The 23686-nt window shown below is 70.2% G+C and carries 22 protein-coding genes; 8 read left to right on the forward strand and 14 right to left on the reverse strand.

Annotated features, from left to right (window positions below; genetic code table 11):
- Positions 1-74: 74 nt before the first annotated feature.
- A complete protein-coding gene (locus tag MFF55_RS21325) occupies positions 75-1325 on the reverse strand; it encodes a glycoside hydrolase family 5 protein (protein WP_238246125.1) in 1251 nt (416 codons plus the stop codon).
- Complete coding sequence (locus tag MFF55_RS21330; protein ID WP_238246126.1) at positions 1322-2494, reverse strand: DUF1972 domain-containing protein; 1173 nt, start codon at positions 2492-2494, stop codon at positions 1322-1324. Before MFF55_RS21330 ends, MFF55_RS21325 begins: the two co-directional genes overlap by 4 nt.
- Positions 2495-2690: 196 nt before the next feature.
- Between MFF55_RS21330 and MFF55_RS21335 the strand changes: the two genes are divergently transcribed.
- The 3 genes from MFF55_RS21335 (at position 2691) to MFF55_RS21345 (ending at position 6393) form a co-directional block, all read left to right on the forward strand.
- Entirely contained in the window at positions 2691-3851 is a 1161-nt protein-coding gene (locus MFF55_RS21335; protein WP_238246157.1) for a glycosyltransferase, read from the forward strand.
- Positions 3848-5185, forward strand: a complete 1338-nt coding sequence (locus MFF55_RS21340) for a lipopolysaccharide biosynthesis protein (RefSeq protein WP_238246127.1) — start codon at positions 3848-3850, stop codon at positions 5183-5185. Before MFF55_RS21335 ends, MFF55_RS21340 begins: the two co-directional genes overlap by 4 nt.
- Before the next feature lie 224 nt (positions 5186-5409).
- The gene (locus tag MFF55_RS21345) at positions 5410-6393 is read left to right on the forward strand and encodes a GNAT family N-acetyltransferase (protein ID WP_238246128.1); all 984 of its coding nucleotides are present in this window, start codon (positions 5410-5412) and stop codon (positions 6391-6393) included.
- Between the two features lie 161 nt (positions 6394-6554).
- Here MFF55_RS21345 and MFF55_RS21350 read toward each other — a convergent pair whose 3' ends face one another.
- The 7 genes from MFF55_RS21350 to MFF55_RS21380 all read right to left on the reverse strand — a co-directional run bounded on the left by MFF55_RS21350 (position 6555) and on the right by MFF55_RS21380 (position 13000).
- Positions 6555-7676, reverse strand: a complete 1122-nt coding sequence (locus MFF55_RS21350; protein WP_238246129.1) for a branched-chain amino acid ABC transporter substrate-binding protein — start codon at positions 7674-7676, stop codon at positions 6555-6557.
- A 43-nt stretch (positions 7677-7719) separates the two neighbouring features.
- Complete coding sequence (locus MFF55_RS21355; protein WP_238246130.1) at positions 7720-8082, reverse strand: DUF6867 family protein; 363 nt, start codon at positions 8080-8082, stop codon at positions 7720-7722.
- A gap of 10 nt (positions 8083-8092) precedes the next feature.
- Complete coding sequence (locus tag MFF55_RS21360; RefSeq protein WP_238246131.1) at positions 8093-8875, reverse strand: ABC transporter ATP-binding protein; 783 nt, start codon at positions 8873-8875, stop codon at positions 8093-8095.
- A gap of 214 nt (positions 8876-9089) precedes the next feature.
- Positions 9090-9902 carry an ABC transporter ATP-binding protein gene (locus MFF55_RS21365; protein ID WP_238246158.1) on the reverse strand — a complete coding sequence of 271 codons (813 nt, stop codon included), beginning with the start codon at positions 9900-9902 and terminating at the stop codon, positions 9090-9092.
- A 104-nt stretch (positions 9903-10006) separates the two neighbouring features.
- Positions 10007-11347 carry a high-affinity branched-chain amino acid ABC transporter permease LivM gene (gene livM / locus MFF55_RS21370; RefSeq protein WP_238246132.1) on the reverse strand — a complete coding sequence of 447 codons (1341 nt, stop codon included), beginning with the start codon at positions 11345-11347 and terminating at the stop codon, positions 10007-10009.
- 17 nt (positions 11348-11364) lie between these two features.
- The gene (locus tag MFF55_RS21375; protein WP_238246133.1) at positions 11365-12282 is read right to left on the reverse strand and encodes a branched-chain amino acid ABC transporter permease; all 918 of its coding nucleotides are present in this window, start codon (positions 12280-12282) and stop codon (positions 11365-11367) included.
- Between the two features lie 154 nt (positions 12283-12436).
- The gene (locus tag MFF55_RS21380; protein ID WP_238246134.1) at positions 12437-13000 is read right to left on the reverse strand and encodes a TetR/AcrR family transcriptional regulator; all 564 of its coding nucleotides are present in this window, start codon (positions 12998-13000) and stop codon (positions 12437-12439) included.
- 86 nt (positions 13001-13086) lie between these two features.
- Between MFF55_RS21380 and MFF55_RS21385 the strand changes: the two genes are divergently transcribed.
- The 3 genes from MFF55_RS21385 (at position 13087) to MFF55_RS21395 (ending at position 18469) form a co-directional block, all read left to right on the forward strand.
- On the forward strand, positions 13087-14199 hold the full coding sequence (locus tag MFF55_RS21385; protein ID WP_238246135.1) for an efflux RND transporter periplasmic adaptor subunit: 1113 nt from the start codon (positions 13087-13089) through the stop codon (positions 14197-14199).
- Positions 14196-15272: an efflux RND transporter periplasmic adaptor subunit gene (locus MFF55_RS21390; protein WP_238246136.1), complete on the forward strand. Its 1077-nt coding sequence runs from the start codon at positions 14196-14198 to the stop codon at positions 15270-15272. Before MFF55_RS21385 ends, MFF55_RS21390 begins: the two co-directional genes overlap by 4 nt.
- A 95-nt stretch (positions 15273-15367) precedes the next feature.
- A complete protein-coding gene (locus tag MFF55_RS21395) occupies positions 15368-18469 on the forward strand; it encodes an efflux RND transporter permease subunit (RefSeq protein ID WP_283206781.1) in 3102 nt (1033 codons plus the stop codon).
- Positions 18470-18490: 21 nt separating this feature from the next.
- On the opposite strand, the gene MFF55_RS21400 is transcribed toward MFF55_RS21395, so the two are convergent.
- From MFF55_RS21400 to tsaA, 3 genes are all read right to left on the reverse strand, one after another.
- Positions 18491-18670, reverse strand: a complete 180-nt coding sequence (locus tag MFF55_RS21400) for a hypothetical protein (protein ID WP_238246137.1) — start codon at positions 18668-18670, stop codon at positions 18491-18493.
- An 84-nt stretch (positions 18671-18754) separates the two neighbouring features.
- A complete protein-coding gene (locus tag MFF55_RS21405) occupies positions 18755-19477 on the reverse strand; it encodes an SGNH/GDSL hydrolase family protein (protein WP_238246138.1) in 723 nt (240 codons plus the stop codon).
- Positions 19474-19965 carry a tRNA (N6-threonylcarbamoyladenosine(37)-N6)-methyltransferase TrmO gene (gene tsaA / locus MFF55_RS21410; RefSeq protein ID WP_238246160.1) on the reverse strand — a complete coding sequence of 164 codons (492 nt, stop codon included), beginning with the start codon at positions 19963-19965 and terminating at the stop codon, positions 19474-19476. Before tsaA ends, MFF55_RS21405 begins: the two co-directional genes overlap by 4 nt.
- Before the next feature lie 504 nt (positions 19966-20469).
- Between tsaA and MFF55_RS21415 the strand changes: the two genes are divergently transcribed.
- On the forward strand, positions 20470-21513 hold the full coding sequence (locus MFF55_RS21415; RefSeq protein WP_238246139.1) for a sensor histidine kinase: 1044 nt from the start codon (positions 20470-20472) through the stop codon (positions 21511-21513).
- 88 nt (positions 21514-21601) lie between these two features.
- Positions 21602-22024 (forward strand): SufE family protein, encoded by a 423-nt coding sequence (locus tag MFF55_RS21420; protein ID WP_238246140.1) that lies wholly within the window; start codon positions 21602-21604, stop codon positions 22022-22024.
- A 14-nt stretch (positions 22025-22038) separates the two neighbouring features.
- On the opposite strand, the gene MFF55_RS21425 is transcribed toward MFF55_RS21420, so the two are convergent.
- Positions 22039-22887: a DUF6456 domain-containing protein gene (locus MFF55_RS21425; RefSeq protein WP_238246141.1), complete on the reverse strand. Its 849-nt coding sequence runs from the start codon at positions 22885-22887 to the stop codon at positions 22039-22041.
- Positions 22888-23077: 190 nt separating this feature from the next.
- The gene (locus tag MFF55_RS21430; RefSeq protein ID WP_238246142.1) at positions 23078-23512 is read right to left on the reverse strand and encodes a Ros/MucR family transcriptional regulator; all 435 of its coding nucleotides are present in this window, start codon (positions 23510-23512) and stop codon (positions 23078-23080) included.
- Positions 23513-23686 lie beyond the last annotated feature (174 nt).

A 23686-nucleotide genomic window follows, 5' to 3' on the forward strand; every position in this document is an offset into this window, starting at 1 on the left:
CCCGGAATGACAGTGGTTGGTCTTCGTTCCCTTGTCGAACTCGACGTCGACCTGGATTTAGAGCCCTTCAGGGATCATGGCATTGGCGTCAGGCCGAGCGCCGCCAGGATCGCCGGGTCGAAGGCGCGGGTGTCGTCGTTCATCAGCCCCATGCCGTCGAAGAGGTTCCAGAAGGCCCAGGGGAGGCCGTGGGCCTCGGCGCTGAGGCGGACGTCGCGGATGTAGCGGGCGCGGTCGGGGGCGGGTGCGGCGACGTAGCGGGCGTCGCTGCGCAGCGCCCCGAACTCCCCGAGCAGGATCTGGCCCTGCGCGATGGCGTGGCGCTCGGCATAGGCCTTCACCCGCGAAAAGGCCTGGTCGACGAAGGGCCGGTCCGGCTGCGCATCGAAATAGACCTTCAGGACCTCCTCGGTCTCACGATAGGCGGCGGCCTTCGCCCCCGCGGTTCGTTCGGTATCGGTCGCCATGCGGCGACGGACGGCGGCGAGCGTCGCCTCGAGTGAGCCCGCCGAGGCCGGCCAGGGCACCGCGTTGAGGGCGCGGTAGACCGGCTCGCTCATCCAGGGTGCGCCCTGGTGGCTGAACAGGTAGGGCTCGTAATAGTGGACGGTGAGCAGGACCGGCGCCAGGGAGAGGACGGGTGCCGGGTCCAGCGCCTCCAGGCCGGCGATAATGCTGCCGCAGGAACCCGTTGCGACGAGGGTGAGTGCCGGGGCGGCCGCCCGCGCGGCCCTCAGCAACTCCATCTGCACCGCGTTCCACACCTCCGAGCCGCAGGCCTGGGACGGCTCGTTGATGGGCTCCAGGGCGACGCGGCCGGCCCCGAGCTTGCCGAGGCCGGCGGCCACGTCCGCGACCAGGGCGCGATAGGCGGGGAAGTCCGGTGCGCGGGTGCTCGCGACCATCCGGCGGGAATTCCAATAGTGGGTGGCCTCGTTGATCTGCAGGTTCACGACGACCGCGAGGTCCGCCTCCAGGGCCTGCGAGACGGCATCGAACAGGATCGTCAGCAGGGCGACGCGCTGCGGCCCGGCGAAGGCGAGGTACGGGCCCGGATCGACCGGAAGGCGGATGAAGTCGAACCCGACCCGTCGCAGGCGGCGCAGGTCCTCGCCCCGCGGCACCGGACGCTGGTCCTGGAACGGCGGGAAGGCATAATCCGTTCGTGGGGCGGGATATTCCTTGGTCAGCGAGAACCAGGGCCAGGCGTTGACGCCGCGGCGCAGGCGGATCGGGGCTGCCGCCGCGATGGCGCCGCCCGGCAGGGCGAGGCTGGCGGCACCGGCCAGCGCGGCCCGCCGCGTCAGGGCCGGAACCGGCCTCATGCCGCCTCCGTCACCGTGCCCGCCCTCGCGACCTCGGAGGAGCGGGTCTCGTAGCCGCCCAGCGCCACCAATTCGCTCTCGTAGGCGAGGAGGACGTCGGTCCATTCGAAGCGCTCCGCCGCCTGCCGCCGGGCCGCCGCGCGGGCTCGGGTCACCGCGATCTCGTCGGTCAGCACCGCCGTGAGTGCCGTCTCGAGGCTGGTGCGATCCGAGAAGAAGAACTGCTCCGGTCCCGCCGTCCAGGCGTTGTAGACGTTCCGATGCGCGATCACCGCGTTGCCGGCCCAGAGCGCCTCGACGAGAGAGGGATTGGTGCCGCCGACTGTATGCCCGTGCAGATAGGCGCGGGCGTGGAAGCGCAGGGCCCGGAGGGTGGCGGCGTCGTAGATCGCGCCGGGGAACAGGACCTCCTCACTCGCCGCCGCACGGATCGCCCGGTGGTAGGTGTTGCCCTCGTCGAGGCGCCCCAGCACCACGAGCCGGACGCCGCGGTGGCGGCGCGAGAAGGTCCTGACGATGTCGAGGATGCTGTTGTCGGGCTCGATCCGCGCGATCGAGACGAGGTAGCGGTCGGGCTCCAGCCCCATCGCCGTGACCGGCTCGGTCGGCGCCTCGTAGACGGGATCGCCGCCGTAGGGGATCGTCACGATGGCGGGCCGCGGCCGGCGCGTCGCGACGTGATCCGCGATGGCGGGATGGTCCGCGACGAGGCGCTGCGAGGACCAGGCCGCGATCCATTCGTTCATCCAGAACCAGGCGCGCACGGCCCAGCCCCACTTCGCCCGGCGCCACTCGATGCCGTCCATGTTGGTGATCAGCTTGGCACCTCGCAGGCGCAGGTAGGGCAGCACGATCGCCCCGTTGTACCCCAGCACCAGGCAAACGCCGTCCCGCTTCGCCGCGTGGCGGGCGCAATAGGCGTCGAACTCGAGCGTGCCGGCGGGACCGGTCGAGGTGACCTCGACGTCGATGAGCTCGATGCCCCGCCACATCCGGCTCGCGAAGCGGTTGCGGACCTCCCAGACCTCGGATTGGCAGTAGACGCCGACGTTCCAGCCGCGCTCGACCAGGAAAAGGGCCAGGCGCTCGGCGAAGGTCTCGAAGCCGCCGTGGGACGCCGGGATGCCCCGAGTCCCGAGAATGAGCAGCGAGGGGCGTCGTGAAGTCATCGGAGGTCCCATCCAGGTACGCAACCGTCCTGGGACGGTACGAGGACTATGTTTCCTCTGCACATCCGGCAACCGCCGAGCCACTATGACGTCGGACCATTCGGAAGGTCCGCCTCTTGCTGTGGTAGGAGAGACGCAAGGACCTCTGTGCCTGCGCGGGACAGGTCGGGCGGGAAAGGTCGGGGTCGTGCGGGGAATGCGGATCGCCTGCGTCCATCAGGGCTACGAGCTCTACGGCTCGGACCGCTGCTTCGTTGAGACGGTGCGGGCGATCCGGGCCGCGCAGCCGGCCGCCGAGATCACGGTGGTGCTGCCGCGCCGCGGCCCCATTGTCGCTCTCCTCGAGGGCGTCGCGACGCGGATCGTCTTCGAGCCGCTCTGGATCCTGCGCCGGCGCGGCTTCGCGCGCCTGATGACGCTGGGCCTGCTGCGCCTGCCCGGCGCGCTCCTGCGCGCGGCGCGGCGCTTCGCGACCCACGACCTCGTCTACATCAACACCACGGTCGTGGCCGACCACCTCGTCGTCGCGCGGTTCTTCCCGGGCCGCGCCATCCTGCATGCCCACGAGATCCCGGAAGGGCTCGTGCGCGCCGTGCTGCGGACGCTCCTGCGCTTCAGCCGCGCGGAGATCGTCTTCAACTCGCGCGCGACCCGCGCCGCCTTCGCCCTGCCGCCCGCGCAGCAGACCCACGTGATCTACAACGGCATCGCCGGTCCGGCCGAGGCCGCGCCCACCACCTATGACGGGAGCCGCCCGCTGCGCCTGCTGATGCTCGGCCGGGTCAGCCGGATCAAGGGCCAGGACGTGCTCCTCGACGCGATCGACGCGCTGCCGGAGCCCGTCCGGTCGCGCCTCGAACTTCGGATCGTCGGCAGCGCCTTCGAGGACGAGGCGCGGGAGCGGGCGCTCGCCGAGCGGATCGCCGGACCCTCCCTCCGTGGCCGGGTCGCCTGGATGCCCTTCGATCCCGACCCGGGGCATCACTACCGCTGGGCCGACATCGTCGTGGTGCCCTCCCGCCTGCCGGAATCCCTCGGCCGGGTCGCGATCGAGGCGATGGCCCACGGTCGCCCCGCCCTGGTCTCGGCGATCGGCGGGCTCGTCGAGGTCATCGAGGACGGGCGCAGCGGCTGGGCCGTTCCGCCGGACCGCCCGGAGGCGCTGGCCGACACTCTGAGCCGCATCCTGGCCGACCCGGCCGCCTGGCGCGGGTTCGGCGCCGCCGGCCGCGCCCGCTACGAGGCCGTGTTCAGCGAGGCGGCCGCCGCCGAGGCCATCGCCGCGCTGGTCGCGCCGCGAGCCGGCACCGTGCTGGACGCCGCCGGATCGAGCGCCCGCAGCCCGGTCTATCCGTGACGCGATCGGACCTGACCCGGCTCGCGCGCCGCTTCGTCCTCATGCTCGGGGGCGAGGTGACGCAGAGCGTCTTCCATCTCGCCCTGAACCTCGTCCTGGTCCGCCACCTCTCCGCCCACGAATACGGCGTCTTCGCCATTGTCTTCCTGGTGGGCGGGATTGCGCTCACCTTCGTGCGGGCGGTCGCGGGCGTGCCGGCAAGCATCTTCATCCCCCAGGCCCGCAACAAGCGGGCGGTAGGCGCCTACGGGGTCACCTTCGGCTCGGGCGCGCTCGCCCTCTCCCTCCTGCTCGGAGGCGGGACTGGCGCCGTGCTCGCGCTTGCGATCGGGCCGGCGACGGCGCTCGCGGGAGGCGCCTTCGTCGGGCTCTGGTCCTTGCGCAGCTACCTTCGCAACATGTTGTTCGCCCGGCGCCTGGCAGGGATATCGGGAGCGGGCGACCTCGCCTTCACCCTGTCCGGCGTGGGTCTTCTCGCGGCGCTCCTCGCCCAGGGTGCCGACCGTGCGATCCTTCCGGGCAGCCTCGCGGTCCTGGCGGTCGCCCACGGCATCGGCATCGCCGTGGTCCTCGCCGCCTTGCGCGAACCCGTGCGGATTGATCTGCGGACCCACACCGTGCGGCGCTACCGCTCGCTCCGGCGCTCGCTCGCCTGGTCGGTCGCCGGCGTGGCCACCGCCAACATCCAGGCCCAGGGGCAGACGCTCCTCGTCGCGCTGCTGGCCGGGCCGGCCGCCTATGCGCCGATCGCGGCGGTCTTCGTGCTGTTCTCGCCGCTGCGGCTCTCGGGCTCGGTCGTGGTCAACCTGACCCAGCCGGAGATGGCCTCCGCGCTGGCGGCGGGCGACAGCAGGCGCCTCCGGCAGCTCATGGCGATGGCGACGATCCTGCTCGTCCTCGGGTGCCTGGCCTATGGCGGCATCCTCGCGGCCACCCTCCCGCTCATCGAGAGCCACCTCTTCGCCGGCCGCTTCGCCGGCGAGCCCATCGGACTGATCACCGCCGTGATCTGGGCCATCGTCACGACGACGATGCTCTACGTCGGGCCCAAGACCCTGCTCGAGACGCGCCGCGCCTTCCGGGCGCTCGCCTTCGTAGCCTTGGCCAGCGCCGTCGTCGGCCTCACCCTCGTCGCGCTCCTGCTCCGCTACGCCTCGCCGGCCTGGTCTCTGCTCGGCGTGGTCGCGTCCGAGGCCGTGATCCTTGTTTACTGTTGGCGTGCGATACTCGACTCCACGTCTGCGATGCCTGAAGCTAGGCCGTTACGTGCGCCGCTCCCGCCTGATCCGCCATCCGCGCGGTCGAGCGATCTCTGCGGGGGGCGCAGCCGATAAGGAGCCTTGCCATCGACGTCCCGATCGCCCGGCGTGACCTCGCCGCTGAGGGACTCGCCGCATCCGCCCTCGCCGTTCCATCCGATCCGACGCTCCGGGCCCTGATCGGGATCGACGCGGACCAGGGATTCTCGGCGCGGCGCCTCACGCTGACGGAGGCCGCGGAGACGTGGCGCGCGCTGCAGCGCGAGGGCGCCTGCACGGCCTATCAGCGCCTGGATTGGGTGGAGAGCCTGGAGGCCTCCCTGCTCGGGCCCTCCGATGCGATCCCGCTCGTCGTCGAACTGGCGCAGGCGGGGCGTCCCCTGATGCTGCTGCCGCTGGCGCTTCGGCAGCGCCGCGGCCACCGCATCGTGGAATGGCTCGACCTCGGCGTCTGCGACTACGCCGCGCCGGTCCTGAGCGCCGGCGTCGCGCTCTCCGTCGTCGAAATGGAGCGCGCCTGGGCCGCGATCCTCGCCGCGCTCCCGACCGCCGACCTCGTGCGAATCACCCGCATCCCCGGCGAGGTCTTCGGCCGGCTCAATCCCCTGGCGCTCCTGCCGGGCGCCAAGCCGATCGCGCTGCACAGCTCCGGCTTCGCCCTGGAGGGGGATCCCGCGACGCTGCTCAAGCGCATCTGCCAGGGCTCCACCTACAGCGAGGTCGCGCGGCGCTCGCGGCGCCTGCAGAAGGCCGGTGCGGTCCGCTTCGTCGTGGCCGAGACGGTGGCGGAGGTGGACGCGATCTTCGACGCCCTCGTGCGGCAGCGTCGCGCGCGCTTCCGCGAGATGGGCCGCTTCGACCTGCTCGGTCGGCCGGAGGTCGCCGCGTTCTATCGCGATGCCGCCAAGCGCAACCTCGCGAACGGCTTCGTGCGCGTGTTCGGCCTCTCGGTCGACGGGGAATGGATCGCGACCGCCTACGGGCTCGTCCATGGCGGCGCCTTCCACGGCATCCTGATCGCCATGGCGGGAGAGCAGTGGCGCTCGCACGCGCCCGGGATCCTGGTGGCCACCGAGATCATGGTCTGGGCCCGGAGCGAGGGCCTCGACTATTTCGACTTCACGATCGGCGACCTGCCCTACAAGCACGGCTTCCGTCCGGTCCAGCGCACGCTCTACGAGATCGTGACCCCGCGCACCCTGCGCGGCCGCGTCGTCATGATCGCTGCGCGGGTCGAGGAGCGGCACCAAGGCCTGGCTGCAGCGGTATCCGGCGGCATTTGAACGGCTGCGCGCGCTGCGCCGCCGATGGCGGCGCTTGAGCAAGGTCCTTCAAGCCCGATGGAGCCCGGGCCGGTAGAGCGCTGTTCGGCCCACCGCCCCGCTGTCAGCCCCGGATGGATCGAGGCGGGGGCGGCTGGGAGAGCCGCCCCCGCCGTCGAGCCTTACTGCACCTCGTTGCCGGCGTAGTTGATCGACCCGTCGGCGCCCTTCTTCCAGACATACATCACGTAGTCCGGCCGGGTGATGTCGCCCTTCTTGTCGTAGGAAATCTCGCCGATCACGGTGTCGAAGGGTTTGCCGCCGCGGATGTGGTCGGCGATCTTCTTGCCGTCGGAGGATTTCACCGCCTCGGCCGCCTGCTTCAGGATCTGGACGGCGGCGTAGGAATAGAGGGTGTAGGCCTCCGGATCGATGTTCTTGGCCTTGAACGCGTCGACGATGGCCTTCGCCTTCGGGTTCTTGCGCGCGTCGGGCGAGAAGGTCATGTAGGTGCCCTCCGAGCCGGGACCTGCGATCTGCACGAACTCCTTGTCGGTGATGCCGTCGCCGCCCATGAGCGGGGCCTTGAGGCCCTGGTCGCGCATCTGGCGGATGAGCAGGCCGGCTTCCGTGTAGAGGCCGCCGAAATAGATCACGTCGACATTGGCCTGTTTCAGCTTCGAGACGAGGGCCGACATGTCCTTCTCGCCCGGGTTGATGCCCTCGTAGATCACGCTGTTGCCGCCCTTGGCCTTGAGCGCCTTCAGGGTCTCGTCGGCCAGTCCCTTGCCGTAGGGGCTCTTGTCGTGGACGAAGCCGACGCGCTTGCCCTTGAACTTGTCGGCGAGGAAGTCGCCGGCGACGGCGCCCTGCTGGTCGTCGCGGCCGCAGGTGCGGAAGGTGTTCCAGTTGCCGCGCTCGGTGAACTTGATTGCCGTGGACGCCGGGCTGATCTGGACGATGCCCGCCTCCTGCAGCGCGTCGGAGGTCGGGATCGAGACGCCCGAGTTGAAGGCGCCGACCACCATCTTCACGCCCTCGGAGGCGAACTTGTTGGCGACCGAGACGCCCTGCTTCGGGTCCGAGGCGTCGTCGCCCACCGAAATGACGACCTTCTCGCCGTTGATGCCGCCGGCCTTGTTGATGTCCTCCACGGCCTGGGCCGCGCCGTTCCGGATCTGCGCACCGAAGGCCGCGTTCGGGCCGGTGATCGGCGCGACGATCCCGAGCTTGATGTCGGCGCGCGCGCCGCCCGTTCCGAGCAGAAGTCCGAGCGCTACGCCGGCCGAAAGTACTCTCATCATCGTGGTCTTCCCTCTCGAAGCGTTGCGGCGTCGCCGCGGGACATCATGGTTGCGATGTGATCTCACGCGAGCGCCAGGTCAGCGGACCGGTGCGCTCGTAGAGCCAGCGATATTGCGTGGTCATCTGCCGGACCCGCGTGACACGGTAGCCGAGCCCGCCGATCAGGAGGATGACGGCCGCGTCGAGCAGGTAGGCGGGAAGCGACAGGAGCGGCTGCTCGAACAGCGCGTAGTGGAGGAAGCGCGCGGCTGCCGCGATGAGCAGCAGTGCCAGGGCGCAGTGCCAGAACGGGCGCCACCCCCGGGCCATGCCGCTGCCGGCCATCCAGCCCGCGCCGCCGCCGAGGAGCACGGTGATCAGGAGGAAGATCCCGAGGGTGCGCAGATCGTGGGGCAGGTCGGTCATCGCGGCGGCCTCAATGGTTTCCCCCTTCGAGATACGCCGCCTTCACCTGCGGATCGTCGAGGAGGGCCTGGCCGGTACCGCTCATGGTGATGCTTCCCGTGACCATGACGTAGCCGCGATGGGCGAGCTTGAGGGCATGGTAGGCGTTCTGCTCGACGATGAACACGGTCAGGCCGTCGCGCTGGTTGAGCTCCTTCACGGTCGAGAAGATCTGCTTCACGATGAGGGGCGCCAGGCCGAGCGAGGGCTCGTCGAGGAGGAGGAGGCGCGGGCGGCTCATCAGGGCGCGGGCGATGGCGAGCATCTGCTGCTCGCCCCCCGACATGGTGCCGCCGCGCTGGTCGAGGCGCTCCTTGAGGCGGGGGAAAAGGGTGCAGACCCGCTCCAGGTCCTCCGCGAAGTGGCGCCCGCCGTTGACGGCCGCGCCCATCTGCAGGTTCTCGCGCACGCTCATCCGCGAGAAGATGCGCCGCCCCTCGGGCGATTGGGCGAGGTTCAGCCGAGCGATCTCGTGGGTGGGGAGCCGGGTGATGTCGCGGCCCGCATAGTTGATGGTGCCCTCCCGCGCCCGCGGATCGCCGAAGATCGTCATCATCAGGGTCGACTTGCCGGCCCCGTTGGCGCCGATCAGCGCGACGATCTCGCCCTCGTTCACGTCGAGGTCGACGCCCTTGAGCGCGCGGATGTTGCCGTAATAGGTCGAGACGCCGCGGATGCTCAGGAGCGGCGTCGCGGCCCGCGCCTGGGCCGCCCGCGTCTCCTCCACGAGGACGTTGATGCCGGCGACGCTCACGCGGGTCTCCTTTCCCGGACGCCTGGAGCGAAGCGGAAGGCGATCCGGGATCCAGCACGAGGACTGGCCGCGTCAGCGGCACGACCCCGGCGGCACAAGGGGTTTGGACGCTGCGCGACTCCTCGTGCTGGGCCCCGGATCGGGTTCCGCTGACGCTCCACCCGTCCGGGGAAGGGCGGGCGAGGGCAATCGAGATTGTCCGTCGGTATCGGTCTCATGCCTGCGTCCCCGTCAGCCCGACTTCCGCCTCCACCGCCTCGACCTCGGAATCGTCGACGCCGAGATAGGCGGCGATCACCCGCGTGTCGGTGCGGATGGCGTCGGGCGTGCCGTCGGCGATCTTGAGGCCGTAATCGAGGACGACGATCCGATCGGAGATCTGCATGACCACGGACATGTCGTGCTCGATCAGGAGCACCGTGGTGCCGTGCTCGTCCCGGATTTGGCGCAGCAGCCGGTTGAGCTCGGAGGATTCCTTCGGGTTGAGGCCGGCCGCGGGCTCGTCGAGGCAGAGGAGGACCGGGTCGGTGCACATGGCCCGGGCGATCTCCAGCCGACGCTGGTCGCCGTAGGGCAGGTCGCCCGCGTCGTCGTCGGCACGCGCGGTCAGGTCGATCCGGTCGAGCCAGGCGCGGGCCTTCTCGATGGCGGCGGCTTGCGCGTTCCGGTACCCCGCGAGGCCCAGGATGCCGGCGAGGCTGAAGCCCGAGGCCTGCATCAGCGGCTTGTGCATGGCGACCAGCAGGTTCTCGAGCACGGTCATGCGCGGGAACAGGCGGATGTTCTGGAAGGTGCGCGCCACCCGCGCGATCCGGTTGACGTCGTGGCCGGGCAGCCGCTCCAGGAGGTAGGTCTCGCCGCCGGCTTGGCAGAGACGGATCATGCCCTCGCTCGGCTTGTAGAAGCCGGTGATGCAGTTGAAGACCGTGGTCTTGCCGGCCCCGTTCGGGCCGATCAGCGCGGTGATATCGCCGCGCCCGACCTTGAAGGAGAGGTCGTTGACGGCGGTGAGCCCGCCGAAGCGCATGGTCAGGTGGTCGACGATGAGGATCGGGTCGTCCGGCGGCCCGGAGGCGGCGGGGGGCGGTCCGCCCTCCACGATTGCGAGGCGGCCGGCGGCGGTGGCGAGGCTCATCGGGCCGCCCCGAGACGCACGGAGGGCTCCCGCTCGGCGATGAGGCCGCGGGGGCGAAACACCATCATGGCGACCATGGCGAGGCCGAAGAGCAGCAGGCGGTACTCGTTGGGATCGAAATGCTCGCCGAAGACCGCCTTGAGGAAGCCGAGGTTGCGCAGGAGCTCGGGGCCGCCGACCATCGCGATGGCCGCGATGGCGACGCCGATCTGGCTGCCCATGCCGCCGAGCACCACGATCGCCAGGATGATCGCGCTCTCCAGGAAGTTGAAGCTCTCCGGGCTCACGAAGCCCTGGCGCACGGCGAAGAAGGAGCCCGCGAAGCCCGCGAACATCGCGCCGAGCGCGAAGGCGGTGAGCTTGGTCATGGTGGTGTTGATGCCGAGCGACCGGCAGGCGATCTCGTCCTCTCGCAACGCCTCCCAGGCGCGGCCCAGCGGCAGGCGGCGCATGCGCAGGGTCACGAGGTTGGTGATCAGCGCCAGCGCCAGGATCAGGTAGTAGAGGAAGACGACCCGGTGCATCGGGTTGAAATCGAGCCCGAAGGTCGCCGCGAAGCCGCCTTCTCCGGCCGTGAAGGGGATGCCGAAGAAGCTTGCCCGCGGGATCGAGGACAGGCCCGCCGCGCCGCCCGAGAAATCGACCCAGTTGATCAGGACGAGGCGGATGATCTCGCCGAAGGCCAGGGTCACGATGGCGAGGTAGTCGCCGCGCAGGCGCAGCACGGGGAAGCCGAGGAGCACGCCGAAGGCGGCGGCGAACAGGCCGGCGAGCGGCAGGCAGATCCAGAAGGACAGGCCGAACACGGTGGAGAGCAGGGCGTAGGAATAGGCCCCGACGGCGTAGAAGGCGACGTAGCCGAGGTCGAGCAGCCCCGCGAGGCCGACCACGATGTTCAGCCCCCAGCCCAGCATCACGTAGGTCAGGATCAGGATGCCGAGGTCGATCCAGTAGCGGGATTCCGAGAGGCCGCCGGTGGCGAGCGCGGCCAGTGCGGGCAGCGTGAGAGCGATGCCGAGGGTGAACGGCGCGATGAGCGCCGAGGCCCGCGAGACCGCGGCGGGGGCCGAGGGATCGGCCTTCGCTCGATGGCGCGACCGCCCGGCGAGGAAGAGCTGCTGCGCCAGCCGAAGCCCGAAGACCGCCGCGCAGAGGATCGCCACCTCGCCCCAGCGGCTCGTCAGCACGAGCCCGGTGCCCTGGCCGGCATCCGTGCGGTAGCTGACGATCGGGATGCTGAGGCCCAGCGTCACCAGGGCGTGGAGCAGGGCGTCCTTCACGATCGCCGCGGCCTCGCCGCCCGCGCCGGTCCGCGCCATGGTTGCGGTCCCGGCCATGTCAGACCTTCTCCATTTCAGACTTTCTCGACGTCGGGCCGGCCGAGGATGCCCGAGGGCTTGAAGATGAGAACCACGATCAGGATCAGGAAGGCGGCCACGTCCTTGTACTCGATGGAGAAATAGGCCGACCAGAAGGTCTCGATGAGCCCGATGATCAGCCCGCCGATGACGGCGCCCGGCAGCGAGCCGATGCCGCCGAGCACGGCCGCCGTGAAGGCCTTCACGCCCGGCACGAAGCCGTCGGAGAACGAGACCACGCCGTAATAGAGGAGGTAGAGGGTGCCGGCGACGGCCGCGAGCGCCGCGCCGAGCACGAAGGTTAGCGAGATCGTGCGGTCGACGTTGATGCCCAGCAGCGCGGCCATGCGCCGGTCCTGCTCGCAGGCGCGCTGGGCGCGGCCGAAGGACGTCTTCTGGACAAGGTACCAGAAGCCGGCGAGCAGCAGGGCCGTCGTCGCCATGATGATCGCCTGCTTGTAGGACAGGGTCACGACGTAATCCTCGTGCCGGTAGAGCACGAAGGCGTCGTTCACGAGCGGCGGCACCGGCTTGTTGCGGGCGCCCTGCACGACCTGCACGAAGTTCGACAGGAAGATCGAGACGCCGATCGCCGAGATCAGCGGCGCGAGCCGGAAGGAGCCTCGCAGGGGGCGGTAGGCGACGCGCTCGACCGCCCAGCCCCAGAGGGAGGTGAGCACCATCGCCAGGACGAGGACGATCAGGAAGACGAGGGCGACGGAGGTCATCCCGAGCCAGGTCGTCAGGATGAGGAAGAAGATCAGCGCGATGAAGGCCGAGAGCATGAAGACGTCGCCGTGGGCAAAGTTCACCATGCCGATGATGCCGAAGACCATGGTGTAGCCGATGGCGATCAACCCGTAGATCGATCCGAGCGTCAGGCCGTTGATGAACTGCTGGGCGAAAAATTCCATCCGACGGCCTTCGCACTCCTCGTGGAGCCTGGAATGTCCCGAACGGCCGCCCGAGGTCAATTCGCAAACGGCCACGCTCGCCCGGATGCATGTCGGATGCCGCGCAGGGCGACCGGCCGACGGCGTGCGCGAGAAAGATCGCCCGCGGGCGCCCTCACTCCTCCGGCAGAGCCCGCGCCGCCGCCTCCAGCGCCGCGAAGGTCCGGGCGAGCGGCTCGCCTTCGAGCTGATGGAAGCCGAGCATGCGCGACAGCAGCAGCCCGAGCGTCGCGAAGGACAGGACCGCGCCGGCACCCGGGCGGCGGGCGATCCGCTCCATCGTGTCCAGCTCCTCCATCAGGAGGTCGCGGAAACCCGCCGAGGCCTCCGGATTGTCCGCCGAGGCGAGGCAGAGCGCGCGCGGGAAGCCGTCCTCGTCGGCATAGACCGCGCGGACATGGTCGATGAGGGCGAGCGGGATCGCGGCCGGGCCGGGCGGCTGCGCCGCCTCCCGCGCGACGATGTCGGCCCGGATCTCCTTGAGCTTGCGCGCGGCGAGCGCCGAGATCAGCGCATCCTTCGAGGCGTAGTGATGGAGAACGCCGCCCTTGCTGAGCGCGGCCTCCGCGGCGACGGCATCAATGGTCAGCGTGGGCAGGCCGGAGCGGCGGATCAGGCGCTCCGCGGCATCCAGGATGATCTCCGGCCGGTCTTCCCGCCGGGTGCGCGCCTTGGTCATCACCCCTCCATTAAAAACCGTCTGGACGGTAGGTAAGATAGCGGATATGGATGCGCCCCGATAGAACCTATGGAGGCGAGGGCACCATGCTCGGTTCCATTTCAATCCCTTCGCGGCCGCTTGCCGGCGCCGTCGCGCTGCTCGCCGTCCTGGCCGCGCCGGCCCTCGCCGCCGATGCCGCGAAGCCCGAGGCCAAGCCGGCCACGGCCCAGGTCCGCACCATGGTCGTCGAGCGCGGCGCGATCGCCAACGACCTCGTGTTCACGGGGGACATCCAGGCGCAGTCCCAGGTCAATGTCGCGTTCCGGACGAACGGAAAGATCGCGAGCCGCCTCGTCGAGGTCGGCGACCACGTCCGGGCCGACCAGGTGCTCGCCCGCCTCGATCCCCAGGAGCAGCGGGCGAACCTGAACAACGCCGAGGCCGCGCTTACCTCGGCGGAGGCGCTTCTCACTCAGGCCAAGGTCACCTTCAAGCGCCAGGAGAGCCTGCTGTCGAGCGGGTTCACCACGCGCCCGACCTACGACGACGCCGAGCAGCAGCTCCGCACCACGCAGGCCTCGGTGGATTCGGCCAGGGCTGCCCTCGGCACGGCCCGCGAGCAGTTCTCCTACACCGAGCTCAGGGCCGGGGTCGACGGCATCGTTCTCAGCCGCAGCTTCGAGGTGGGCCAGGTCGTGCAGTCCGGTCAGGCGGTGCTGGTCCTGGCTCAGGACGGGCCGCGCGACGCGGTCTTCAACGTGTTCGAGGCGCTGCTCGCGGCACCGCCGGACAGCCGGGACGTGGACGTCGTCCTGCAGGCCGACCCGAAGGTCCGGACCGTCGGCAGCGTGCGCGAGATCTCGCCGAGCGTGGACCCCGCCTCCGGCACGGTCCGGGTCAAGGTCGGGCTCGCGCGGACACCGCCCGCCATGGGCCTGGGCGCCGTGGTGATCGGCACCGGGAAGTTCCGGCTTCGCACGGCGGTCACCCTGCCCTGGTCCGCGCTCTATCGCTGGGAGAACGGTCCGGCCGTGTGGGTCCGCGACCCCGCGACGGGCACCGTCGCGCCCCGGAGCGTCACCATCGATCATTACGGCACCAACACGATCGCCGTCGCGAAGGGGCTGGAGGCTGGCGAGGAGGTCGTCGTGGCGGGCATCCAGCTGCTTCGGCCCGGCCAGGGCGTCGCCGTCGCCAAGCGGGAGGCGGCGCAATGATCAACCTGCCCGGTCGCCTCGGCCTCGCGCTGGCGCTCGCCGCGCTCGCGGCCTGCCAGGAGAAGGAGGCCGAAGCGCCGCCCGTGCGCCCCGTCCTCTACACGGTCGCCAAGCCAATCGATTCCGTGGTGTTCGGCCCCTTCGCCGGGGTGGTCGCGCCGCGCTACCAGTCGGAGATCGGCTTCCAGATCCCCGGCCGGGTCAACACCCGCGAGGTGACGGTCGGCGACGTGGTCGCCAAGGGCCAGCGCCTCGCCAGCCTCGACCCCGTGGTGACCCGCTTCGCCCTGACGCGGGCGGAGGCCGACCTCGCCGACGCGCAGGGGCAGGCCGAGAACGCCACGGCCACGGAGGCGCGGCGGCGGCGATTGATGGCCGGCGGCAACGTCACCCAGGCCCAGCTCGACAGCGCCGTGGCGAGCCGCGACACGGCGCTCGCCCGGGTCGCCCAGGCCCAGGCGAACCTGCAGAAGGCCCGCGACCAGATGGGCTACACCGAGCTGCGCGCCGATTTCGACGGTGTCGTCACGGTCCGCAGCGCCGAGGTCGGCCAGGTCCTCAGCGCAGGGCAGGCCGTGTTTACGATCGCCCGGCCCGAGGAACGCGAGGCCGTCGTCGACATCCCCGAGGACCTCGTCGGCGCGATGCCGAAGGACGGGCTCTTCACCGTGGCGCTCCAGAGCGCGCCGGAGGTCACCGCCACGGGCAAGGTCCGCGAGGTCGCGCCCTTCGCCGACCAGACGACCCGCACACGCCGCATCCGCATGACCCTGCTCGCACCGTCCGAGGCCTTCCGGCTCGGCTCGACCATCACAGTCGCGCTCTCGCGCAAGACCGCGCCCCGGGTCCTGCTGCCCGCCACCGCCCTCCTCAGGGCGGGCGAGCGCGACGCGGTCTGGGTGGTGTCCGAGGGCGGTGACCGGGTCTCGAGGCGCGACGTGGCGGTCGCCGAGCGCAGCGACGACCGCGTCGCCATCGGCGACGGGCTCGCGGCCGGCGAGCGCGTGGTCGTGGCGGGCGTCAACAGCCTGAGCGACGGCCAGGCCGTGCGCCTGGCGGACAAGCCGCTCTAGGTCGCGCAGAGCGGCCGAACCCCTTGTCTTCGCACGATCTGGAGGGCCGAACCCAGGCCCTCCGCATCGTGCCCCGAGCCTGACGGAACCGCCGCGTGAAGAACTTCAACCTCTCGGACTGGGCGCTCGAGCATCGCTCCTTCGTCTGGTTCCTGATGCTCATCTCGGTGATCGCCGGCGCCCTGTCCTACCAGCGGCTCGGGCGTGAGGAGGACCCGCCCTTCGCGATCAAGACCATGATCGTGCAGGCGCGCTGGCCCGGCGCCACCATCGCCGACACGCTGGATCAGGTCACCGAGCGGATCGAGAAGGAGCTACAGCAGATCGACGCCGTCGACTACTCGCGCAGCTACACGACGCCGGGCCAGACCACCGTCTTCGTGCAGCTGCGCGAGACGACGCCGCCCAAGACCATCCCGGCGATCTTCTACCAGGTCCGCAAGCGCATCGGCGACATCCAGGGCACCTTCCCCCAGGGCATCCAGGGGCCGGTCTTCAACGACGAGTTCGGGGACGTCTTCGGCAACGTCTACGCCTTCACCGCCGACGGCGTCTCGATGCGCCAGCTGCGCGATTCCGTCGAACGGGTGCGCGAGCAGCTGAAGAAGGTGCCGAGCGCGGGCAAGATGCAGCTGCTGGGCGCGCAGGACGAGGTGATCTACCTCGATTTCTCCACCCGCAAGCTCGCGGGCCTCGGCCTCGACACGCAATCGGTGATCCGGACCCTGCAGTCGCAAAACGCGATCACGCCGTCCGGCGTGATCCAGGCGGGGCCGGAGCGGATCTCGGTCCGCGTCGGCGGCCAGTTCGTCTCGGAGGAGAGCCTGCGGGCGATCAACCTGCGGGTGAACGACCGCTTCTTCCGCCTCTCCGACGTCGCCGAGATCTCCCGCGGCGTCCTCGATCCGCCGACCTCCCTGTTCCGCTTTAACGGCCAGCCCGCCATCGGCCTCGCCATCGCCATGCAGCCCTCGGGCAACATCGTGGTCTTCGGCGAGGCCCTCAAGGCGCGGATGCGCAAACTGCAGGGCGAACTGCCCCACGGCATCGGCATCCACCTCGTCTCCGACCAGCCCAAGATCGTCGAGGAGGCGGTCGGCGGCTTCACCAAGGCGCTGGTCGAGGCGGTGGTGATCGTGCTCGGCGTCAGCTTCATCAGCCTCGGCTGGCGGGCGGGGCTCGTCGTCTCGTTCTCGATTCCCCTGGTGCTCGCCATCGTCTTCGTGATCATGGAGGTCATGGGCGTGACGCTCCAGCGCATCTCGCTGGGCGCGCTCATCATCGCGCTCGGCCTCCTCGTCGACGACGCCATGATCACCGTCGAGATGATGGTGGCCCGCCTCGAGCTCGGCGACAGCCTCAAGAAGGCGGCGACCTTCGCCTACACCTCCACCGCCTTCCCGATGCTGACGGGCACCCTCGTCACCGTGGCGGGCTTCCTTCCGATCGGCTTCAACGGCTCCTCGGCCGGCGAGTACACCTACTCCCTGTTCGTGGTCATCGCCGCCTCGCTGATCGTCTCCTGGGTCGTGGCCGTTCTGTTCGCGCCGCTCATCGGCGTGAAGCTCCTGCCGGCCTCCATGAAGCGGCACGACGACAAGCCGAGCCGCCTGATGTGCGCCTTCCGGGGAATGCTGCTGCCGGCGATGCGCTGGCGCTGGATCACGGTTGTCGCCACGCTGGCGCTGCTCGCCCTCTCCCTGTTCGGGATGGGCTACGTCCAGCAGCAGTTCTTCCCGTCCTCCGACCGGCCCGAGCTCCTCGTCGACATGACGCTGCCGCAGAACGCGAGCATCGCCGAGACCAGGGGCCAGATGGACCGCTTCGAGGAGGCCCTGAAGGGCGACCCCGACATCGTGCGCTGGACCTCCTATGTCGGCCAGGGTGCGGTGCGCTTCTACCTGCCCCTGGACCAGCAGCTCGGCAACGCCTTCTTCGGGCAGATCGTGATCGAGACCAAGTCGCTCGAAGCGCGGGGCCGCGTGCTGGCGCGGCTCGACAAGCTCGGGCGCCAGGATTTCGTCGGGACCGACGTCTTCGTCCACACCCTCGACCTCGGACCGCCGGTCGGGCGCCCGATCCAGTACCGCCTGGGCGGCCCCGACCTCCAAGTCGTGCGGGCGCTGGCGCTGGACCTCGCCAACATCGTCGGCGCCAACCCGCATCTCGACGTGCCGAGCTTCGACTGGAACGAGCCCGGCAAGGTGCTTAAGGTCGACATCATCCAGGACAAGGCCCGCCAGCTCGGCATCACCTCGGAGGATATCGCGGGCCTGCTCAACGGGGTCGTGGGCGGGCGCAGCATCACGCAGGTGCGCGACTCGATCTACCTCGTCGACGTGGTCGGCCGAGCGCAGGCGGCCGAGCGGCGCTCGCTGGACACGCTGCAGACCCTGCAGGTGCCGCTCGCCAACGGCAGCGTGGTGCCGCTGCTCGCCTTCGCCAGCATCGGCTACGAGCTCGAACAGCCGATCGTGTGGCGTCGCGACCGGGTGCCGACCATCACGATCCGCGCGGCGATCACCGACGCCACCCAGCCCGCGACCGTCGTCGCGCAGCTCGAACCCGCGATCAACGCCTTCGCCGCCAAGCTGCCCGACGGCTACACCCTCGCCACGGGCGGCGCGGTGGAGGAGAGCGCCAAGGGCCAGGGTCCGATCGCGGCGGTGGCGCCCGTGATGCTGCTCGCCATGGCCTTCCTGCTCATGGTGCAGCTCCAGAGCTTCCAGAAGCTCTTCCTGGTGGCGAGCGTGGCGCCCCTCGGGCTGATCGGCGTCGTGGCGGCGCTGCTGCCATCAGGCAAGCCGCTCGGCTTCGTCGCCATCCTCGGCGTGCTAGCGCTCATCGGCATCATCATCCGCAACTCGGTGATCCTGGTGACCCAGATCGACGAGTACGAGCGCGAGGGCATGGCCCCCTGGGACGCGGTGGTGGAGGCGACCTGCCACCGGATGCGGCCGATCCTGCTCACCGCGGCGGCCGCGAGCCTCGGGCTCATCCCGATCGCCCGCGAGGTCTTCTGGGGGCCGATGGCCTACGCCATGATCGGCGGCATCCTGGCCGCGACGCTGCTGACGCTGCTGTTCCTGCCCGCGCTCTATGTCGGCTGGTACCGGATCAAGGTGCCGCCGCGCGCGCAGGAGGACGGTCCCCGGAGCCACGGGGCGGCCGACCGGCCCGGCGTCGGGGCCGCCTGAAGCGGCGCCGCGCCGGGTCGCTCAGCTTCCGGCCGGCGGAGCGACCGCTGCTGCGGGTGCAGGCTGTCCGCCCTCGGGTCCCAGCGTCTCAAACAGGGCGCGCCGGGAAGCGGCGAGACCGCCCGTCTCGTGCCAGACCCAGGCCGCCAACGCGAACCACGGACCAACGAAGAAGAGGAAGCAGAGCAGACCCACAGCCATCCCCCGAGCCATGACGAACCGGCTTCAACGCTCGAATGCGGGGAACGATCCCTCGCGCGGGCGCCATCGTCGCGCCCGCAAGCCTCAGCGCGAGCCGGCCCCCCCTTCGGCCGCCGCAACCGGGCACAGGGCGGGTTCGAGGGCGCGCAGCGCCGGGCGGTAGGCCGCGAGGTGCAGCCCGTCCCGCATCGCGCCCTCCCGGGCGAAACCGGTCTCGCCGTCGCGCAGATCCGCGAAGGGGTCGGCATAGTGGCAGCCGAGGCGCTCGCAGAGCACGCGGATCCGGGCCGAGTAATCGGTGACGGCGAGCGGATCGAGCCGGCCGGCGAGCACGCGCCCGATCGGCGGCACCGCCGTGACGACGACGCGGTCGCTGACCGCCCGCAAGCGGGTGACGATGCGCGTGAGCGAGGCTTCGAACCGGGTGGCGGCCGCCGCCCCGCGGGGGTCGTTCTTCACCAGGAGGTCGTTGGTGCCGATCGTCAGCGCGACGGCGCGCGGCCGGGTCCGGAGGGCGAGGCGCTCCAGGAGCTCGGCATAGACGGCGCTGCTCGAACCGCTGACGCCGCCGTTGACGATCTCGAGGCCGCAGGCGCGCTGGGCCGGGCTGTGCAGCTCGGCCTGGGAATCGCCCGCGAGCAGGATGTACTCGGCGGGCGCCTCGTCGAGGTGGACCTGGACGGCGATGAGCCGGTTCTGCGCGTAGAGCCGCGCGTCGAGACGCGACGGGGTTCGCCAGGCGCCGAGCGCGAAACCCGCCGCGGCCAGCGCCATGCCGACGAGGCCGAGCAGGAGCCTGTGCCTCATGCGTCCCGCGCGGTGCCCGCCCGGTCGACGGTCGCCTCGGGCCAGCTGTCCGTGGAGGCGTAGTACGGCTTGATGTCGAGGAGCGGCGTGCCGTCGAGGCAATCGAGCCCGCGCACGCTCAAGGACGCGCCGTCGCGGGCGACCAGCTCGACGACGGAGAGCGCGATGGGATTGGGTCTGGCCGGCGAGCGCAGGGAGAAGGTGCCACGGCTGCCGTCGGCGTGGCGGGGCTGCTGCAGGACGAGGTCGCGCGCCGCCCGGTCCATCCAGTAGAGCACGATCAGGTGGCTCGCTCCTTCGATGTTCTGAAGGGCCGGCGCGTAGAGCGTGGCGACCTCGAGGCGGCACACGGCGTCGGTCCCCCGCCCGTTCTTCGGGCATTCCTCTCGGCGGTTCCAGGGCGTGCGGACTCGGCCGATGAAGTGCAAGCCGGCGTCGAAGTCCGGCGGAAGCGTGATCGCCGTCTCGCCCGGCCGGCGCTCCGGGATGTCGGCGGGTCCCGGGACGCGTCCTGCCGGCGCGGTGCCGTCGGCCTCCCCTGCCAAATCTCTCACACGCTTCGCTCCGGAGTCGAGGTGTCCCCTGCGGACGTTACGATCACTCGCGCAGGTTTGCGAGAACATCTCGCACGGCGCGATGTTCTTCGTCGGCGTATTGCCCCGCGCCTGTGTGCAGATGCCGGCTGGTTCGGATCGAAGGGATGGTTGATCCTCGTGCTCGAGCTTAATGAAGGTGAGGGTATCGTTCCCTTCAGGACGAACAGGTCGGGCAATATTTGAACTGGGGACTGCATCTTCGACAGAAAGGATCCCGATTTACTGGAGATCGCGCGCGAAGTTGACTGATCTGGCTCTCATCTGAATTCGTAATCATGCGCCCTGTACGTTTGCGTCGCACATGGCGCTCGGCCTGGAACGGGGTTCATGCCAGGTACGTTGACCGGCACCAGCAAATCGTAGAGCAAGCGCCAGCCAGGACGGATCGAGAGTTTCATGACCGGGGACACAGGATCGACCGGGACGGCGTCGGCGAGCGTGCTCGGGTCAGCGTTTCGGCAGTTCGCCGATGTCGTGCCTCTCATGATGTGGCGCTCCGATGCGCAAGGGTTAGCCGTCCACCACAACGAGTGCTGGCTCGCCTTCACCGGGCGTTCGCCCGAGGACGAGCGGGGCCATGGCTGGCGGCGCGGCCTGCATCCGGACGATTTCGAGCGGCACGCGGCCCTGGTCGAGGCGGCCTTCGCGGCGCGCGAGCCGTTCTCGGCCGAGTTCCGCCTGCGCCGCCACGACGGCGCCTATCGCTGGCTGCTCGACACCGCCCGGCCCGTCGACGAGAACGGCGAGTTCCAGGGCTATCTCGGCACCTGCTTCGACATCACCGACCGCAAGCTCGCGGAGGATCAGACGGAGGCCGCCCTCGTCGAGAAGGAGGCGCTGCTCGCCGAGGTCTATCACCGGGTGCGCAACAACCTTCAGGTCATGGTCAGCCTGATCGGGCTCTATGGCCGGGCGGCGCCGTCCCCGTGCCGCGGCAGCTTCGAGGCGTTGGGCCAGCGGGTGAGGGCGATCGCGCTGGTGCAGCAGCACCTGCACGAGGCGCCCCACATCGCCTCGATCGACCTGCGCGACTACCTCCACCGCCTCGCCTCGGGCTTAGGCCAGCTTCGCCGCGCCGGACGCATCGGCGTCACCGTCGACGGAACTGGAACGAGCCTGGTCGAGCCCCGCATCGCCAACGCGCTCGGCATGATCGTCGCCGAGATCGTCGCCGAATGCCTCGACACCACGGCCGAGAGCGTCGCCTGCTCGATCGCCATCCGGATTGACGCGGAGGCTGGGGCGCCCGTGCGCCTGTCGATCGTCTCGGGCAGCGCCGACGCGGCCGTGCCCTCGGGCAAGACCAACATCCCCAATCTCGGGCCGCGCCTGATCGCGGCCTATGCCGCTCAGGCCGAGATCGCCGTCACGGGGACGGCCACACCGGACGATCCCTTGCGTCTTCAGCTGCCGGAGGTGCTCGGCCGCATCGCGGGCTGAGGGCCGCGACTCGTCCCCGGCCCTCGGCGCACCTATATGCCGTCCGCCCGACACGCATCGGCCGTCACCGAGAAGTCCGCCCCCGCCCATGCTCCCGCCGATCGAGACCATCATCGAGAATTTCTCCATCCTCGATGAAGGGATGGACCGTTACGAGTACCTGATCGAACTGGGTCGGGCGCTGCCGCCGTTTCCGCAGGATCTCGTCACGGAGGAAAACCGCGTTCACGGCTGCGAAAGCCAGGTCTGGGTCGATATCCGCTTTGCCGATAATGGGCCCGAGCGCCGCGCAGCGCTCAGGGGAACCAGCGACTCGGTCATCACGAAGGGGTTGATTGCCCTCGTGATGGCCATCTACGGCGGCAAGACGCCTCGAGAGATCGCCGACATCGACGTCCTCACTGTCTTCAAGGAGGTGGGGCTGGGCAATCACCTGACCTCGAAACGCGCCAACGGGGTGCGCGCGATGGCGGATCGCATTCGCCACAGCGCCACCCGCCTCGCCGCCTGAGAGAAGCCCCAGGGTCACTCGCGCCATAGCCGGATGCGGCTTCGGTCCGGCCCCCTCGCCTGCCGGTCGAGGCCGTAATGCTCGGCGAGCCGTCCCAGGGCGATGCGGGCCACGACCTTGGCCGAGCGCGCCGGCCAGCGCCGCTCCGCCTCGATCCGCTCCAATCCCTTCAGGAAGCCGCAGAGGTCGACGAGCAGGCCGGAGAGATCGTTGCCGACCGCTTCGAGGGCGGAGCGGACCCGCTGGCGGGCGGCGAGCATCGTGTCCGATCCCGCGGCGGGATCGCGCGGGCCCGAGCCGTCGACCCGGATGCCGCTCCAATCGCTACCCATCCGCGGCATCAGCGCGGCGATCGTCAGGTCGCGCCGGAGCCGCTCTCCGGCCTCGTAGCAGGCCGCGTCGATCAGCGGGACGCCGTCGCGGTCGCGCCGCCGCGCCATCCAGGCGAGCGGACTCTCCCCGGCGTCCCGGGTGCGGCGCCCCTCGCCAGTCCCTTCCTCCTCCACCAAGTCGAGATGCTGGGCGAGGTAGGGCGGCGCCTCGCCAGCCCCCTCGCGGCGCAGCCGCGCCCGCCCGGCGGCGCTGATCGTCATGCGGCCGCTTCGGCCGCCCGCGTCGGCGAGGTCGGCCCTGACCAGGGCGGCGCCGGCACTCGCCGGGAATTGCCCGCACCCGACCGAGATGCCGTCGCCGCCGCTGCGCACGATCAGGCCGTCCTCGCTGGTCGGGTCCGGCAGGGCATAGGCGCCCTCGCGGCCGAGCGCCGCCAGCAGTCGCGACGCCTCGCGGCCGATCTCCGGGCCCGCCGGCGCCGACTGCGCCCGGGGCCGTCGGCCGGAGAGACTATCCCGCACGATGTTCATGATATGTTCCCGTAACAACAAGGATCGCAAAGGCCAGGCGCAACCCACAGTACGGGAAAGATATCCTATAACAAGCCTTGACGGCCCCTCCGCACCGCGGGCCGCCGCAGCGTCACGCTGCTGTGGACAAAGCGGCCTCGGCGGGGAAGCCGCGTCCGGACGGCGCGAGGACCGGACGCGGGGGAGCGGATCAGGCCGCTTCGTCGTAATTGCCGTTGCGGGTCTGGCCGAGGCCGATCGCCTTGGCGAGGTCCGAACGGGCCTTGGCGTAGTTCGGGGCGACCATCGGGTAGTCGGGGGGCAGGCCCCACTTGGCCCGGTACTGCTCGGGGCTCATGTCGTACTTGGCGCGCAGGTGTCGCTTCAGCGACTTGAAGGTGCGCCCGTCCTCGAGGCAGACGATGTGGTCGGCCGTGACCGACTTCTTCACGGGCACCGCCGGCTGCTGCGGCGCGGCGGCGACCTTCGCCTCGCCCTGGCCGTTGGCGACCTGGATCAGCGCGGCATGGGTGCGGGCGATGAGCTGGGCCAACTCGCCCGGGGGCACGGGGTTATTGCTCACGTAGGCGGAGACGATGTCGACCGTCAGTTCCACGTAGTCGGCCGAATTCTCGGTATCACTCATGATTGGAACAGTTCCCTTGAGGCGACGCGGGCGAGGGGGTCCCCAAGCAGAACGGCATGTGCCGCAGCGACCTGGCTCACTCTCATGCGGCTCATATCCACGGCGACGCTTCGTAGCCGCTCAATCACTACGAAGCGGACTTAACCTTGCCCGCAACGCATTCTACGTATGATA

Origin of the sequence: Methylobacterium iners, from assembly GCF_022179305.1 — a bacterium.
Taxonomy (GTDB): Bacteria; Pseudomonadota; Alphaproteobacteria; order Rhizobiales; family Beijerinckiaceae; genus Methylobacterium; species Methylobacterium iners.